At 68.1% G+C, this 15,916-nt stretch carries 13 protein-coding genes; 5 read left to right on the forward strand and 8 right to left on the reverse strand.

From position 1 onward, the window contains the following. Nucleotides 1-24 precede the first annotated feature (24 nt). Nucleotides 25-588: an LOG family protein gene (locus ACZYY4_RS17480; protein WP_463811257.1), complete on the reverse strand. Its 564-nt coding sequence runs from the start codon at nucleotides 586-588 to the stop codon at nucleotides 25-27. Between the two features lie 47 nt (nucleotides 589-635). Between ACZYY4_RS17480 and ACZYY4_RS17485 the strand changes: the two genes are divergently transcribed. Beyond that, nucleotides 636-2,705 carry an AAA family ATPase gene (locus ACZYY4_RS17485; protein WP_463811258.1) on the forward strand — a complete coding sequence of 690 codons (2,070 nt, stop codon included), beginning with the start codon at nucleotides 636-638 and terminating at the stop codon, nucleotides 2,703-2,705. Here ACZYY4_RS17485 and dapE read toward each other — a convergent pair. After that, entirely contained in the window at nucleotides 2,702-3,778 is a 1,077-nt protein-coding gene (dapE, locus tag ACZYY4_RS17490) for a succinyl-diaminopimelate desuccinylase (protein WP_463811259.1), read from the reverse strand. The two genes, ACZYY4_RS17485 and dapE, sit on opposite strands and share 4 nt — an antisense overlap. 137 nt (nucleotides 3,779-3,915) lie before the next feature. Between dapE and dapD the strand changes: the two genes are divergently transcribed. Next, complete coding sequence (gene dapD / locus ACZYY4_RS17495) at nucleotides 3,916-4,869, forward strand: 2,3,4,5-tetrahydropyridine-2,6-dicarboxylate N-succinyltransferase (RefSeq protein ID WP_463811369.1); 954 nt, start codon at nucleotides 3,916-3,918, stop codon at nucleotides 4,867-4,869. 18 nt (nucleotides 4,870-4,887) lie between these two features. On the opposite strand, the gene ACZYY4_RS17500 is transcribed toward dapD, so the two are convergent. Beyond that, nucleotides 4,888-5,640, reverse strand: a complete 753-nt coding sequence (locus tag ACZYY4_RS17500) for an SDR family oxidoreductase (RefSeq protein ID WP_463811260.1) — start codon at nucleotides 5,638-5,640, stop codon at nucleotides 4,888-4,890. A gap of 151 nt (nucleotides 5,641-5,791) precedes the next feature. Here ACZYY4_RS17500 and ACZYY4_RS17505 point away from each other — a divergent pair, with 151 nt between their 5' ends. Next, nucleotides 5,792-7,312, forward strand: a complete 1,521-nt coding sequence (locus tag ACZYY4_RS17505) for a serine hydrolase domain-containing protein (protein WP_463811370.1) — start codon at nucleotides 5,792-5,794, stop codon at nucleotides 7,310-7,312. Between the two features lie 39 nt (nucleotides 7,313-7,351). Here the strand turns inward: ACZYY4_RS17505 and ACZYY4_RS17510 are convergent, their stop codons facing one another. Both ACZYY4_RS17510 and ACZYY4_RS17515 read right to left on the reverse strand, forming a co-directional pair. Further along, nucleotides 7,352-10,255: an MMPL/RND family transporter gene (locus ACZYY4_RS17510; RefSeq protein WP_463811261.1), complete on the reverse strand. Its 2,904-nt coding sequence runs from the start codon at nucleotides 10,253-10,255 to the stop codon at nucleotides 7,352-7,354. Then, entirely contained in the window at nucleotides 10,252-10,677 is a 426-nt protein-coding gene (locus ACZYY4_RS17515; RefSeq protein WP_463811262.1) for an MmpS family transport accessory protein, read from the reverse strand. The genes ACZYY4_RS17510 and ACZYY4_RS17515 overlap by 4 nt, the downstream gene beginning before the upstream one ends. A 122-nt stretch (nucleotides 10,678-10,799) precedes the next feature. On the opposite strand from ACZYY4_RS17515, the gene ACZYY4_RS17520 reads away from it, so the two are divergent. Beyond that, entirely contained in the window at nucleotides 10,800-11,489 is a 690-nt protein-coding gene (locus ACZYY4_RS17520; RefSeq protein WP_463811371.1) for a TetR/AcrR family transcriptional regulator, read from the forward strand. Between the two features lie 10 nt (nucleotides 11,490-11,499). On the opposite strand, the gene ACZYY4_RS17525 is transcribed toward ACZYY4_RS17520, so the two are convergent. Both ACZYY4_RS17525 and ACZYY4_RS17530 read right to left on the reverse strand, forming a co-directional pair. Further along, nucleotides 11,500-11,799, reverse strand: coding sequence for a hypothetical protein (locus ACZYY4_RS17525; RefSeq protein ID WP_463811263.1), 300 nt, complete (start codon nucleotides 11,797-11,799; stop codon nucleotides 11,500-11,502). 53 nt (nucleotides 11,800-11,852) lie between these two features. Continuing rightward, entirely contained in the window at nucleotides 11,853-13,256 is a 1,404-nt protein-coding gene (locus ACZYY4_RS17530; RefSeq protein WP_463811264.1) for an acyl-CoA synthetase, read from the reverse strand. 132 nt (nucleotides 13,257-13,388) lie between these two features. Here ACZYY4_RS17530 and ACZYY4_RS17535 point away from each other — a divergent pair, with 132 nt between their 5' ends. Further along, nucleotides 13,389-14,120, forward strand: coding sequence for a helix-turn-helix transcriptional regulator (locus ACZYY4_RS17535; protein ID WP_463811265.1), 732 nt, complete (start codon nucleotides 13,389-13,391; stop codon nucleotides 14,118-14,120). Between the two features lie 27 nt (nucleotides 14,121-14,147). Here the strand turns inward: ACZYY4_RS17535 and ctaD are convergent, their stop codons facing one another. Then, the gene (gene ctaD / locus ACZYY4_RS17540) at nucleotides 14,148-15,869 is read right to left on the reverse strand and encodes an aa3-type cytochrome oxidase subunit I (protein ID WP_463811266.1); all 1,722 of its coding nucleotides are present in this window, start codon (nucleotides 15,867-15,869) and stop codon (nucleotides 14,148-14,150) included. Nucleotides 15,870-15,916 lie beyond the last annotated feature (47 nt).

Genomic DNA, 15,916 nt, shown 5'->3' on the forward strand with positions numbered 1-15,916 from the left:
GCGGGTCGCCTGCGAAGACTCAGCCTAATCGGTACCGGCAGTACCGGGTGAGCAGGCGTCCAGCGCCGCCTCCAGTTCGTCGACCACCAGCAGCCGGTCCATCGCCCGCCGGGACACGAACCCGGCATCGAGTAGCCCGGCCAGCCATGTCCACAGCCCCGCGTAGTGGCCGTCGGGGTCCAGCAGCACCACCGGTTTGTCGTGCAGGCCCAGATACCCGCCGGTCCACGTCTCGAACAGCTCCTCCAGCGTGCCGATCCCGCCGGGCAGGGTCAGGAACGCATCCGAGCGTTCGTCCATGACTTGCTTACGCTCTCGCATGGTGTCGGTGACGATCAGCTCGTCGGATTCCACGTCGGCGACCTCGCGATGCAGCAGCGCCTTGGGGATCACCCCGACGGTCCGGCCGCCGTGCTGCCGGACGGCCACCGCCAACGCGCCCATCGCGGACACGTTGCCGCCGCCCCACACCAGCGTCCAACCCCGCTCGGCGATCGCCGCACCGACCTTGGCGGCCAACGCCAGCAGCGTCGGATCGGTCGGGCCGGACGCACAGTAGACGCACACCGCCCATTCGCTGCCCCGCACATCCGAAAGGCTAACCGGCGGGTGGCTCAGACCGTAAAATCTCCGCGATGCCGATCCGGTGGAACGTTCCCGAGCATTCGGCCGCCCTGCACCGGCTCACCGAGGCGCTCGACGCCGACGGGGCACGCGCGGGCGCGGTGGTGCTCGGACCCGACGGCTGCGGCAAGTCGACCCTCGCCCGGCTGGCCGCCGAAGACCATGCCCGCCGGCACCCCGCGACCCACGTCCGCTGGGTGATCGGAACCCCCGCGGAGCGAACGGTGCCGTTCGGCGCCCTCAGCCATCTGGTCCGGGTCGCCGACATCGGCAAGCCCGCCGCGCTGCTGCGGGCGGCGCGAGAATCGCTGACGAACGCCGGCCGCGCGGACCTCGAGGGGGGCGAGTTGCTGCTGGTGATCGACGACGCGCATCAGCTCGACATCCTCTCGGCGACGCTGGTCTACCAGCTGGCACTGACCGGTTCGGCCCGAATGATCATCACCGGGCGCGCCGACGCGGCGCCGGCGGCCCCGCCGCCGATCGCGGCGCTGTGGGGCGACGACCTGCTGGCCCGCATCGACATCACGGCACCGAACGAGGCGACCGGCGCGGGTGACGTCGACGCCTTTTTGGCGGGTTTGCCGGCCGCCGCACGGTCGGCACTGGACTACCTGGCCGTGCTCGAGCCGCTGGTGTTGGCCGACCTGACGCGCCTCACCAGTGCCGAGGCGATCCAGCAGGCCGAGGAACTCGGCGCGGTAGAAACCCGCACCCGCGGCGGTGACGGACCGGACCCGGTGGTCTACACCGCCCACCCGCTGTTCGCCGAGCGGGCGCTGAAAGCACTGGGCGGCCCGGACGGGCAGGCCGCCCGCGAGCTGCGCACCGAGGTGGTCGCCGCGCTGACGGAGCGGCCCTGCGCGCACGTCGGCGAGCAGCTGCGGCTGGCGGCGCTGGCGGCCGACAGCGACGCACCCCAGCCCGCCGAGGACGTGGTGGCCGCGGCGCAGCAGGCGCTGCGGCTGGGGGATCTGGAACTGGGTGAGCGGCTGGCCCGCAGTGCGCTGGACCGCTCCGATGGCCTACCGGCCCGGCTGGCGCTGGCTCATGCGCTGGGCTGGCAGGGCCGCGGGCGAGACGCCGACGCCGTGCTGTCCGCGGTCGACCCGGCCGGGCTGTCCGAGCCGGAGTTGCTGGCCTGGGCGCTGCCGCGGGCCGCCAACCAGTTCTTCATGCTGGGCGAACCCGAACGCGCCACCGCATTCCTGGCCGCCATCCGCGGCCGGGTCACCGGCGCAAGCCCGCGCATCACCCTGGACGCGCTCGGCGCAACCTTCGCGATGAACGCCGGCAGCATTAGCCGTGCCGCCGAGGCCGCCACCGCGGTGCTGGCCGACCCCGCCGCCGACGACATGGCGGTGGCCTGGGCGGGCAGCGCCGCGGCCCTGTGTGCGGCGCGGGCCGGCCGATTCGACGCCGTCGGGCCGCTGGCGCGCCGGGCAACCGACGCCGAACATCCCGGACTCCTGCGGTTCACCGTCGGGCTGGCCGAGATCACCGTGCTGCTGATGACGGACCGGCTCACCGAGGCAGGCGAACTTGCCCGGCAGTTCACCGATTTCGCCGAGCTGGCCCAGCCCGGTCGGGCGATCGGTGACGTGCTGGTGGCACAGGTGCTGATCGCGGCCGATGACTTCGAAGCCGCGACCAAGCTGCTGGTGCCGGCCGCGGCCACCCTGGAACGCACCGGCTACTCATGGGGTCCGCTGTCGTTGACACTGCTGGCCACCGCCCTGGCCCGCCAGTCCGACATCGCCGGCGCGGCAAAGGCATTGAGCCGAGCCGAGTCCCGGCACGGAACCAAGTCGGCGCTGTTCGCCCCGGAGTTGGGGATGGCACGCGCCTGGCAACGGGCCGGCATGCGCGACCGGCACGGCGCGATCACCGCTGCCCGCGACGCCGCCCGGATGGCCGAGCGCAGCGGACAGTCAGCGGTGGCGTTGCAGGCCTGGCACACCGCCATCCGGCTCGGCGATGCCCGTACCGCCGAGCCGCTGGCCCGACTGTGTGACGAGGTCGATTGCGCGTTCGGCCGGGCCGCGCTGGCGGCGGCCCGGGCCGCAACCGGCGGTGACTAACCCGAGAGGAACCGTCGCAGCAGTTCGGTCGCCGCGCTGATCTGAGAAACCGGCACCCGCTCGTCGACGCAGTGGGCCAAATTCGGGTCGCCGGGACCGTAGTTGACGGCCGGAATGCCGCGGGCGGCGAACCGGGAGACGTCCGTCCATCCGTACTTGGCCCGCACCTGCCCGCCGGCGGCCGCCACCAGTGCGGCCGCGGCGGGCGCGGTGAGCCCCGGCAGGGCGCCGGCGGCGGCGTCGGTCTGCTCGATCACCACGTCCAGGCCGTCGAACACCTCACGCACGTGGGCCAGCGCCTCATCCGGGCTGCGGTCCGGGGCGAAGCGGAAGTTCACCGTGACACTGGCGGCATCGGGAATCACATTGCCGGCCACCCCGCCGTCGATGCGCACCGCCGACAGCCCCTCGCGGTAGACGCAGCCGTCGATGTCGACGCTGCGGGGCTGGTAGGCCGCGAGCCGGTCCAGCACCCCCCCCAGTTTGTGGATGGCGTTGTCGCCCAGCCAGGAGCGCGCCGAATGCGCCCGGCTGCCCGCGGCGCTGATCACCACTCGTAATGTGCCCTGGCAGCCGGCCTCGATGTAGCCGCCGGTGGGCTCACCGAGGATGGCGAGGTCGGCCGCCAGCCAGTCCGGCAGGTTACGTTCGATGCGGCCCAGTCCGTTGGCCGCCGCATCGATCTCCTCGCAGTCGTAGAAGACACAGGTCAAGTCATGGGCGGGCTCGGTGACGGTGGCGGCCAGGTGCAGGAAGACGGCGTCGCCGGATTTCATGTCGACGGTGCCGCAGCCGTGCAGCACGTCGCCCTCTTCGCCGCTGGTGCGCCGGCTGGGCAGGTTGCCGGCGACCGGGACGGTGTCCAGATGCCCGGCCAGCAGCACCCGGGTCGGGCGCCCCAGCCGAGTGCGGGCCAGCACCGCGTCGCCGTCGCGGATGATCTCGAAACCGGGCGCTTGGGCCCGTAGCGCGGCTTCCACCTCGTCGGCGATCCGCGCTTCGTGCCGCGACTCGCTGGGAATGTCCACCAGCGCCGCGGTCAGTGCGATCGGGTCGGAGCGCAGGTCCAGCACGCAGCCAGCCTAACGGCGATCGCGAGCGCGGCGGAGCCGGGCGAAGCGGGTCGTCGTCATCCGTCCAGCCGTCCGGGTTGATTCGGCGGTCCAGCTTCGCCTCTCCTTCGTCGAGCCTCGCTGACCGCCGGGGTAGCCTGACCGGCGTGACTGGAGCTTCGGGCGTCGGACTCGCGACGCTGGCCGCAGACGGATCGGTACTCGACACCTGGTTTCCCGCACCGGAGTTGGGCGGCTCGGGTGAACCCGGAACGACCCGCCTCGACGCGGACGACGTACCCACCGATCTAGCGGAGCTCCTCGGGCGTGACGAGGACCGCGGCACCGAGACCGTGGCGGTACGCACCGTGATCGGTTCGCTGGACGACGCCGCCGCCGACGCCTACGACGGCTACCTGCGGCTGCACCTGCTGTCGCACCGGCTGGTGACACCGCACGGGCTCAATGCCGGCGGGTTGTTCGGGGTGCTGACCAACGTGGTGTGGACCAACTACGGGCCCTGCGCGGTCGAGGGCTTCGAGTCGGTGCGGGCCCGGTTGCGCCGGCGCGGCCCGGTGACCGTCTACGGAGTGGACAAGTTCCCGCGCATGGTCGACTACGTGCTGCCGTCCGGGGTGCGCATCGCCGACGCCGACCGGGTGCGGCTGGGTGCGCACCTGGCGTCCGGCACCACGGTGATGCACGAGGGATTCGTCAACTTCAACGCCGGCACGCTGGGCGCCTCGATGGTCGAAGGCCGCATCTCGGCGGGCGTGGTGGTCGGCGACGGCTCCGACGTCGGTGGCGGCGCCTCGATCATGGGCACGCTATCCGGCGGTGGGACCCAGGTGATTTCGATCGGCAAGCGTTGCCTGCTGGGAGCCAATGCCGGGCTGGGGATCCCGTTGGGTGATGACTGCGTGATCGAGGCCGGGTTGTACGTGACCGCCGGCACCAAGGTCGTCATGCCCGACGGCACGACCGTCAAGGCCCGCGACCTCGCCGGCGGCAACAACCTGCTGTTCCGCCGCAACTCGACGACCGGCGCGGTCGAGGTGGTGGCCCGCGACGGCCAGGGCATCGCGCTCAACGAGGCCCTGCACGCCAACTGATCCGCGCTGCGGGCGGCGTCAGGCGATACCGCCGTTGGCGAAGAGCACCTGGCCGTTGACCCAGCGGCCGCCGGGCCCGGCCAGGAACGCGACGGACTCGGCGATGTCCTCGGGGGTGCCGAGTCGTTCGAGGGGTGCGGCGGCCGCCAGGGCGGCGATCGCCTCTGCGGTCTTGCCGTCGGTGAACAGGGGTGTGAGGGTCGGCCCGGGTGCCACCGCGTTGACGGTGACGTCGCGGCCGCGCAGTTCGCGGGCGAGGATCAAGGTCATCGCCTCGACGGCGCCCTTGGTTGCCGCGTAGCCGCCGTAGCCCGGCTGCCGAAGCCGGGTCACCGAGGTGGAGAAGTTGACCAGTGCGCCGCCGCGACGCAGTCGGCGGGCGGCGAGTTGGGAGACCACGAAGGTCCCCCGGACGTTGACCCGCTGCTGCCGGTCGAAGTCCTCCAGCTCCATCTCGGCCAGCGGGGCCAGCCGCATGATCGCCGCGGTGTTGACCACCACGTCGAGTCCGCCGAAGCGCGCCTCGACGTCATCGAAGAGCTTCGTCATCTCTCCCGGCTCGGCGACATCGCCACGCAGTGCTACCGCCGTTCCACCGGCTGCGGTGATCGTCTCGACGACGGCCTCGGCCGCCGCCGCACCGCCCGAGTAGTGGACGGCGACGGCCATGCCGTCGGCGGCCAGCCGGCGCGCGACCGCGCCGCCGATACCGCCGGAGCCGCCGATCACCACGGCCACCCGGGGCCCGTTCTTCGCTGACGCGCTTGCCATCGCTTCTCCTGATTCGGTGTCCGGTGGTTCGCGGGCTGATCACCGGGCGACGCGATCAACCTTGCGCCACGCGCATCTATTCCAATGTCCGAACGGCTGATCGCAGGCCCCGACCCCGAGGACGGCGGATACCCACCCGACTACCGTCGACCTGGTGACGGCCGCGAGATCGCACACCACCCGGGCCTGCGCCACGGGCGTCGCCCTGCTCGCGCTGGCCGCACCGTCATGCGCCCGCCCGGCGCCCACGCCGCCGGTCACCAACACTTCGGCCGCAACCAGCGCTCCGCCGCTACCCCGCGACGACACCGCCTACGCGCCCCAAGAGGAACTGGTCGCACCCGTCTCCCAACTCGTCGACGATGCGGTTGCCGAACCCCGATTGCCGGGCGCGGTGGTCCGAGTCGGGCACGCCGGCAAGGTCGTGTTCCACCGGGCCTTCGGCGCACGCAAGCTCGCCGGCGAACCGGGCCTGGACGAACTGCCCTCCCCTGCCGAGCCGATGACCGAGGACACCATCTTCGATCTGGCGTCGCTGACGAAATCGCTGGGGACGGCCACGGCCGTTCTGCAGCTCTACGAACAGGGCCGCATCCAGATCGACGATCCCGTGCAGACGTATCTGCCGGAGTTCAATGCGGACAACGACCCCCGGCGCGCCCGGGTGACGCTGCGCATGCTGCTGACGCACACCTCGGGCATCGGCGGCGACCTGAGTCACCAGGGTCCGTGGGGTCTGACGGCGGCTGACAAAGCCGACGGCATTCATCGCGCACTCACCGCACCGTTGGAGTTCGATCCAGGCCAGCTGTTCCATTACTCCGACATCGGCTTCATCATCCTCGGCACGCTGGTCGAGAAGATCACCGGCCAACCGCTGGATGTCTACGTGCAGGACAACGTCTTTGCCCCGCTGGGCATGACGGAGACCCGATATCTGCCCGCAGCCAAAGCCTGTGGACCACAACAGATCCGCGGGACGGCCATCGCGCTCGGCAAGGACGCGCCCGCGGTCGCCGAGTGTCCGCCGGGTTCGTGGAGTACTGGTCTGCTGGCGCGTATCGCACCGACGGCACATGACGAGGACACCCCGGTCATCAACCCGGACTACGACCGGTTGCTGCGCGGCACCGTGCACGACCCGACGGCGCGCCGTATGGGCGGGGTGACCGGCAGTGCCGGGGTGTTCTCCACGGCGCACGACGTCGGCCGGTTCGCCCAAGCTCTGCTGGACCGCCTCGCGGGGCGCCCGAGTGCGTTTCCGCTGCGGCAGTCGACTGTGGAGTTGATGACGTCGCCGCAGCAGCCCGGGCACGACGCTGCCCAGCTCGCAGCGGCGAATGACGCCGCCCAGCAAGCCATCGCGGCCACCCCTAACGCGACCGATCCGCTGCTGGCCCCGCACTATCCGGCCATACCCGGGCAGAACCTGCGGGGTCTTGGCTGGGACATCGACACGCCGCACTCCCTCCCGCGCGGCGTCGTCTTTCCCATCGGCAGCTTCGGGCACACCGGTTTCACCGGGGTGACGCTGTGGATCGACCCCGGGTCGGACACCTACGTGATCGTGCTGGCGAACGTGATCCATCAGCGCGGCGGTCCGCCCATCGCGAAGCTCAGCGGCGACATCGCCACCGTGACAGGCCGGGCGCTGCACCTCTACGGCAGCTGACCGAACCGCGTCATCGGTACATGGTCGCACCGCGTCGCATCAGACCAGGGCCTCCTCGCGCTCCCGGTCCCGCTGAACCGGCTGCGGCCAGGGCTGCGGAACCGGGCGCGGACGCACCAGTTGCGGCCACCAGAACCAGCGCCCGAGCAAGGTTGCGATCGACGGTGTCATCAAGGACCGCACCACCAGGGTGTCGAAGAGCAGACCCAGTCCGATGGTCGTGCCCACCTGGCCGATCACGATCAACGCGCTGACCGACATGGAAGCCATGGTGAAGGCGAAGACCAGACCTGCGGCCGTGACCACCGCGCCAGTGCCGACCATGGCGCGGATGAGCCCGGTGTGCAGGCCCGCGTGGATCTCCTCCTTGATGCGCGAGACCAGCAGCAGGTTGTAGTCCGCACCGACGGCGAGCAGGACGATGACCGACATCGGCAGCACCATCCAGTGCAGCGGGATGCCCACGATGTGTTGCCACAGCACCACCGACAAGCCGAACGCCGAGCCAAGGCTCAGCACCACCGTGCCGACGATCACCGTTGCGGCCACCACGGCGCGGGTCAGGACCATCATGATGATGAAGATCAGGACCAGTGCGGCCGTCGCAACGATCAGCAAGTCGTAGTTGGCGCCCTGCTGCATGTCGTAGAACATCGCTGCGCTGCCGCCGAGGTAGATCTTGGCCCCCTCGAACGGTGTTCCTTTGATCGCATCGGCCGCCGCGACCTTGAGCGGTTCGATGCGCGATATTCCCTCGGGGGTCAACGGATCGCCTTGGTGAATGATGGTGAACCGCACCGCATGTCCGTCGGGAGACAAGAACAGCTTGATGCCGCGCTTGAAATCGGCGGTGTCGAAGGCTTCCGGCGGGAGATAGAACGAGTCGTCGTTCTTGGCGGCATCGAACGCCTCGCCCATCGCGGTGGAATTCTCCTGCATCGCCATGTTCTGGTCCTGCTGGGCCTTCTGCACCTGGTACTGGTTGAGCAACGTCTGCTTCTGGTTCTTCATCGACTGGATCTGCGCCGGCATCACGGCGACCATCCGCGGCATCAGCTCGGCCATGCGCGCCATGTCGGGGACCAGGTCGTCGAAGTCGCCGGACATGACGTCGATGCCGTCCATGGTGTCAAAGATCGACCGCAGTGCATGGCAGATGGGGATGTCGAAGCAGTGCGGTTCCCAGTAGAAGTAGTTGCGGAACACTCGGAAGAAATCATCGAAATCGGCCATGTGGTCTCGCATCTCGCCGATGTCGACCGCCGTGTTCGCCATCTTGTCGGCCATCCGTTGCGACACCGCGGCCAGATCCTGCTGGATGCTCATCATCTCGGTCATCGAATCGATGCTGGCCTGCAGATCGTCGGCCTGATTGAGCAGGTTCTCCAGATTGGTCTGCAAGTAGTCGTTGTTCATCAGCTGGGCGGTGCCGCTCTGCCCGATGGTGTACGGGATCGTCGAATGTTTGACCGGGTCTCCGTCTGGGCGGGTGATGGTCTGCACCTGGGCGATACCGTGCACGTTCTTGAGAGCTTTGGCGATCTTGTCGATCACCAGGAAGTCGGCAGGGTTGCGCAGATCGCGGTCGGTTTCGACCATCATCAGGTCCGGGTTCATCTTCGCCTCGGAGAAGTGCCGGACTGCCGCCGCGTAGCCCACATTCGCCGAGACGTCATCGGGCAGGTAGATGCGGTCGTTGTAGTTCGTGTGGTAGCCGGGTAGCGCGAGCAGGCCGATCAGCGATGTCGCGACGGCGGCCACCAGGATCGCCCCGGGCCAGCGGACGGTGGTGGTACCGACGCGGTGCCATGCACGGGACCGGGTGACACGCTTGGGCTCGAGCACCCGGCCGAAGCGACCAGCCACCGAGATGACGGCGGGCCCCAGCGTCAAGGCAGCCGCGACCACGATCACCATGCCGATCGACAGCGGGATACCCATCGTCTGGAAGTACGGCAGGCGGGTGAAATGCAGGCAGAACGTCGCGCCGGCAATGGTCAACCCCGAGGCCAGCACCACGTGCGCGGTGCCGTGGAACATGGTGTAGTAAGCGGCTTCTCGGTCCTCACCGGCTTTGCGCGCCTCCTGATATCGACCGATCAGGAAGATCGCGTAATCGGTGGCGGCCGCGATAGCCAACGTCACCAGCATGTTGGTTGCGAAGGTCGTCAAGCCGAACAGCTTGTGGAATCCCAGGAATGCCACCATCCCCCGGGCTGCCGACAGTTCGAATACGACCATGAGCAACACGATCAGTGTGGTGATGATGGATCGGTAGACGGTCAAGAGCATCACCGTGATGACGGCGAAGGTGAGCATCTCGATGGTTTCCATGCTCTTGTCACCGACGTGGTTCTGATCGGAACTGGTTGCCGCGGGCCCCGTCACGTAGGCCTTCACCCCGGCCGGGGCCGGGCTCTCCGATGCAATGTGCCGCACCGCGTCCACAGACTCGTTGGCCAGCGTTTCGCCCTGGTCGCCGGCGATGTAGACCTGAACGTAGGCGGCCTTGCCGTCGGCACTCTGAGCACCTTTGGCGGTCAGTGTGTCGCCCCAGAAGTCTTGGACGTGCTGCACGTGGGTGGTGTCGGCGCGCAGATCGCGCACCATCTGGTCATAAAACTCGTGCGCCTGGGCGCCCAGCGGCTGGTCGCCTTCGAGCACGATCATCACCGAGCTGCTGGTGTCGTACTCCTGAAACACCTTGCCGACTCGCTTGGTGGCGATCATCGACGGTGCGTCGTTGGGGCTCATCGACACCGCGCGCAGCTTGCCGACTTCCTCAAGCTGCGGGACGACGATGTTCAAGACGGCAATCAGGGCGATCCACGCCAGGATGATCGGCACCGCGAACTTCCGGATGAACCGGGGTATCCGCGGCGTCTCGGCGTGACGTGCCACCGGAATGGCCTCGGTGGGCATGTCGTCCGTCGGCGCGGTCATGCTGCCTTCACAAAGCAGAAGGTCTCGGCATTCACTCCGGTCGCCGTCCGCTCTTGTTTGATCTCGTCGTCGACGGTGACCCGGCAGCTGATCGTGTCGCCGTCACCCTGGGCCAGGATGTTGGGCATCACCGAGGGCACGGTGGTCTGCAGCCTCAGCGTCCACGGCAAGGCCGCATCCAGAACGCGCTGCGGTTTGCCTTCGAGATCCATGTAGTTGATGACGGCCATGCCGCCCGAGCCGAACACCTCGTAGGTCACGAACTTCGGGTTGAAGTCCTCCGCGTTGTCCGAGGACAGGTCGGTCACCACGACAGGATGCGAACCGAACACCGTCCGCAGCTGCGCGACCGTGACGGCGCCTGCCGCGACTGCCGTCACGATCAAGGCGGGCAGCCACACCCGGCCGATCAGTTTTTTCATCGTCGCCTTCCCCGAAGTTGACCGGGTTCGGCCGACGTCGCAGTTCCAGGTAAGCCAAGCTAAGTTATTTAAGTGGATAAAGTCAATCCGGTTTGCTTGTTGTTCGCATTACACTCGGTGGGGTGAGTGTGAGTGAGGACACCGCCCGGCCGCTGCGCAAAGACGCCGAGCGTAACCGCGAGCGCGTCCTGGCCGCGGCCCGTGACCTGTTTGCGAGCAAGGGGCTGGAACCCAATCTCAACGACGTCGCGCATCATGCGGGCGTGGGAGTCGGAACCGTGTACCGCAGGTTCGCCAGCAAGGAGGAGTTGCTCGAGGCGGTCTTCGAAGATGGCCTCAATCAGCTCACAGACTTGGCGGAATCGGCTCTGCGCCAACCAGACCCGTGGCAGGGATTCGTGTGGTACGTCGAGCAGATGTGTGAAATCACGGCGACCGACCGAGGATTGCGGGAGATGGCCTTCAGTAAGGGGTACGGAGGCGATCGAGTGACGGCCGCCCAAGAGCGGCTTGTCCCCGTCCTGAAGAGACTCGTCGAACGGGCGCGGATCGACGGTCGTCTGCGCCCCGAACTGTCATCGACGGACATGCCGATCTTCGGGCTCCTGGCCGGCGCGGTCAGCGAGTTCGCCGGCCATGTCGACGCAGACCTGTGGCGCCGTTATGTGGCCATCCTTCTCGACGGCATGCGTTACCGCAGTGGCCAATCGCCGCTGCCGGTGGCTGCACTCGACGACGACGAAGTCGAAGCCGCGATGCGGACCTGGGAACCTGCCGGCCCCTGCGGTTACCGCAGTCAATGCGCCGATTGACGCGCGACCGCTACAGCATCGCGTTGCTGATCTTGTCGCTGTCCTTGCCTATCGTCTTGCAGTAGGCACTGACCGCGACCCGCGTCGCAGAGAGCTCCATGTTGGCCGGCTCGTTGCCGTTCTTGTCTTTGAGCATCTTGGAGACTTCCGACCGCTGCTTCGCGTCGTCGTGGCTGTTGAACTCCTGACAGGTGGTGTCGCCGCCCTTGTTGATGACCTTGCTGACGCTCGAGCATCCGCCGAGCACGAACGTCCCCGCCACAAGGAAGGCGGCAGGGACGGTGACTACGGCGAGACTGAATCGCTTCATAGGCTTCACAAGCAGGGCCCACCCTTCTGGTTTCGGATCACGCAAGCGTGAGCCTACGGCAGCAAAGCCTTCTTGAGTACCTTTCCCATCGCGTTGCGCGGCAACGCATCCACCATCCGCACCTCGCGCGGTCGCTTGTGTGCCGACAGCTGTTGTGCCACATACGCGATCAGCTCGTCGGATTTCGCTGCACCGTCCGGGGAGGCGACGACGAACGCGACGATGCGCTGCCCCAGGTCCTCGTCGGGCAATCCCACGACAGCCACCTCGGCCACCCCGGGGTGGCCGAGCAGGGCGGTCTCGATCTCCCCGGCCCCTACTCGGAAGCCGCCGGACTTGATCAGGTCGACCGATTCCCGCCCGACGATCCGGTGCATCCCGTCGGCGTCGATGACCGCGACATCCCCGGTGCGGTACCAGCCTTCGGCGTCGAAGGCTGCCGCGGTCGCCTCCGGCAGGTTGAGGTATCCGTTGAACAGGGTCGGTCCGCGCACCGCTAGCCGCCCGATGGTCGCTCCGTCATGCGGCACCGGACCGCCGTCCTCGCCGACGAGCCGGGTCTGCACACCGTCCAGCGGCAGACCCACCCAGCCGGGTCTGCGCTCACCGTCGACGCGGGTACTCAGTGTGATCAGCGATTCGGTGCTGCCATAACGCTCGATGGGCGCGTGACCGGTCAGCGCGACGAGTCGGTCGAACACCGGAACCGGCAGCGCCGCACTGCCCGACACCAGCAGCCGGGCCGACCGCAGCGCCTCGGACGAAGCGGGGTCGGCCACCACCCTCGACCACACGGTGGGCACCCCGAAATACAGTGAGCCGCCGGCGGCCGCGTAGGCATCCGGGGTCGGCTTGCCGGTGTGCACGAAGCGGTTCCCGACCCGCAGCGACCCCAGCAGGCCCAGCACCAGACCGTGCACGTGATACATCGGCAGGCCGTGAACCAGTACGTCGTCGGGACTCCACTGCCAGGCCTGGGCCAGCGCGTCCAGGTCCGCCGCCAGCGCGCGCCGGCTCAACTGCACGCCCTTGGGTGGACCGGTGGTGCCCGAGGTGTAGATGACCAGCGCGGTGTCGTCGGAACCCGTCGGTTCGACCGGCCGATACGACGATTCCGTGCCGCACCGCGCCGGCACGTGCGGTAGCCCGGACAGATCGTCGGGCCGCTCCCCGAGCCAGGCCTGCGCTTGCGAGTCGCGCAGGATGTGCGCACGTTCGGCGACGCCGACGTCGGCGGGGACCGGCACCACCGGCAACCCGGCAAGCAGGCAACCGGCGACCGCCAGCACGGTCGACGCCGTCGGGGTGGCCAGCACCGCGACCCGCCCCACGCCGCCGAGGTCTTCGAGCGCCGCGGCCGAAGCAGCCCTCAGGTCGGCCCGGCTAAGTGTGGTGTTGTCGATGCGCACCGCATCGGCGGTATCGTCGACACGGGTGTCCAGCGAGGTCAACAGCACCTGAGGGACGTTACCGGTTACCGGTGGGGCGGGCGGCAGCCGATCTGCCGAGCAACTGCTTGCCGACACGCCTGGTATCAAGGAGCGTGTTCCATTAAATTTGCAGGTAACTCCTCGACGAGAGGCATTCCGATGTCCGACCAGCCCGACCAACGGCGCGGTGCCAATCGCAGCCAGCGGTTACCGCGCAACCAACAGCGCGAACGGGTGCTGCGGTTGGTCGGTGCGGCCGCCGGCGCGGTCGATGCCACCGAGATCGCCGAGCAGATGCGCTTACACGTCACCACGGTGCGGTTCCACCTCGATGCGCTGTGCGAGGAGGGTTCGGTCGCGCGCACCCGGATCAAGCGGGACGGCGTCGGGCGCCCCCGCACCGGTTACGTCGCCGTCCGCGACCGGTTGGATTACCGCAGCCTCGCCGAGATCCTTGCGATGGAACTCGGCGACACCACCGCCGAGCGTCGGCAACGCGCCGAACGAGCGGGCCGGCGCTGGGCCGGCAGGATCGTGGCCTCCGACGACTCCGCCGGTCCCGTCGAGTCGAACGGGACGGCTCCGGGATCCGGCGTCGACGACCACGCCGGCCGGATCGCCGGGGCTTTCGAACGCATGGGGTTCGGCCCGGAACTCACCGCAGCGGCCGACGTCGGTGACGGGCGCCGCGAGTGCGCGATCCGACTGCACGCCTGCCCGGTCCGCGACTTGGCGCGGTCCCACCCCGAAGTCAGCTGTGCCATGCATCTGGGCCTGCTGCGCGGGCTGCTCAACGCCGGCGGAACAGCCGGCGGAAAGTCCGCGCTACACGCCGAGTTGGACCCGTTCGTCGAGCCGGACATGTGCATCGCCAAGGTGATCGGCCCCTGACCGGGTCGGCCTCCTGACGTCGCGCGATCAGCGGCGCGACGCGGATTCCGTGGCGCTTTCACGGCGCCTGACATGGATCTCGTCGCGTAACCGGGGCACCATGTGCGGGTAGTGCATTTCGAAAGCCGGCCGCTCCGAACGGATCCGGGGCAGCTCGGTGAAATTGTGCCGCGGCGGCGGGCAGCTGGTCGCCCACTCCAGCGAGTTGCCGTAGCCCCACGGGTCGTCGACCGTGACGACCTCGCCGTAGCGCCAGCTGCGAAACACGTTCCACACGAAGGGCAGCACCGACGCGGCGAGGATGAACGCTCCGACCGTGGAGACGACGTTGAACGGCTGGAAGCCGTCAGTGGGCAGGTAGTCGGCGTACCGGCGCGGCATACCCATGTTGCCCAGCCAATGTTGCACCAGGAACGCGGTGTGGAACCCGATGAACGTCAACCAGAAGTGCAGCTTGCCCAGCCGCTCGTCCAGCAACCGACCCGTCATCTTCGGGAACCAAAAATAGATGCCGGCGAAAGTCGAGAACACGATCGTGCCGAACAGCACGTAGTGGAAGTGCGCCACCACGAAATAGGTGTCGTGCACATGGAAGTCCAGCGGCGGGCTGGCCAGCATCACCCCGGTCAGCCCACCGGCCAAAAATGTCACCGCGAAACCGAGCGAGAACAGCATCGGCGTCTCAAAAGTCAACTGGCCCTGCCACATCGTGCCGATCCAGTTGAAGAACTTGATACCGGTCGGTACCGCGATCATGTAGCTCATGACTGCGAAGAACGGCAAGAGTACCGCGCCGGTGGCGAACATGTGATGCGCCCACACCGCCGTCGACAAACCCGCGATGCTCATCGTCGCGTACACCATCTGGGTGTAACCGAACACCGGCTTGCGGGAGAACACCGGGAATATCTCGGTGACGATGCCGAAGAACGGCAACGCCACGATGTACACCTCCGGGTGACCGAAGTACCAGAACAGGTGTTGCCACAACAACACTCCACCATTGGATGCGTCGTAGATGTGCCCGCCCAGGTGACGGTCGACGGCCAGACTGAGCAGCGCCGCGGTGAGCAACGGGAAGACGATCAACACCATGATCGAGGTGATCAGAACGTTCCAGGTGAAGATCGGCATCCGGAACATCGTCATCCCGGGGGCGCGCATGCAGACCACCGTGGTGATCATGTTCACCGCACCCAGGATGGTGCCCAACCCGGAGACCGCCAGCCCCACGATCCACAGGTCGGCGCCCGCGCCGGGCGCATGGGTCAGGCCGCTCAGCGGGGTGTAGGCGGTCCAGCCGAAATCCGCCGCTCCGCCCGGCGTCAGGAACCCGGCAACGACGATCAAGCCGCCGAACAGGTAGAGCCAATAACTGAAGGCGTTGAGCCGCGGGAAAGCCACGTCCGGAGCGCCGATCTGCAGCGGCAACACCAGATTGGCGAAGCCGAACACGATCGGGGTCGCGTAGAGCAGCAACATGATGGTGCCGTGCATGGTGAACAACTGGTTGTACTGCTCGGTGGACAGGAACTGCAGTCCCGGCGCGGCCAGTTCGGTGCGCATCAGCAACGCCATCAGGCCACCGACCAGGAAGAAGCTGAACGTCGTCACCATGTACAAGATGCCGATCAGCTTGTGGTCGGTGGTGGCGATGACCCGGTAGACCAAGGCCCCTCGCGGGCCGCCTCTGGGCGGGTACGGCCGCAGTGGCAACAACTGCCTGCCGGGAATACTCGCCAGGCTCACGCCACACCCCGGCTCAGCACGTCTGCCATCGGGCCGCCCTCCGCCGA

It is taken from the genome of Mycobacterium sp. IDUB_21, from assembly GCF_055419425.1.

What these genes read in the sequence shown, in the direction of transcription:
- ACZYY4_RS17515 (WP_463811262.1), bottom strand. Translation starts at nt 10,677, where the DNA reads ATGAAAAAACTGATCGGCCGGGTGTGGCTGCCCGCCTTGATCGTGACG.
- ACZYY4_RS17525 (WP_463811263.1), bottom strand. Translation starts at nt 11,799, where the DNA reads ATGAAGCGATTCAGTCTCGCCGTAGTCACCGTCCCTGCCGCCTTCCTT.
- ACZYY4_RS17535 (WP_463811265.1), top strand. Translation starts at nt 13,389, where the DNA reads ATGTCCGACCAGCCCGACCAACGGCGCGGTGCCAATCGCAGCCAGCGG.
- ACZYY4_RS17485 (WP_463811258.1), top strand. Translation starts at nt 636, where the DNA reads ATGCCGATCCGGTGGAACGTTCCCGAGCATTCGGCCGCCCTGCACCGG.
- ACZYY4_RS17510 (WP_463811261.1), bottom strand. Translation starts at nt 10,255, where the DNA reads ATGACCGCGCCGACGGACGACATGCCCACCGAGGCCATTCCGGTGGCA.
- ACZYY4_RS17500 (WP_463811260.1), bottom strand. Translation starts at nt 5,640, where the DNA reads ATGGCAAGCGCGTCAGCGAAGAACGGGCCCCGGGTGGCCGTGGTGATC.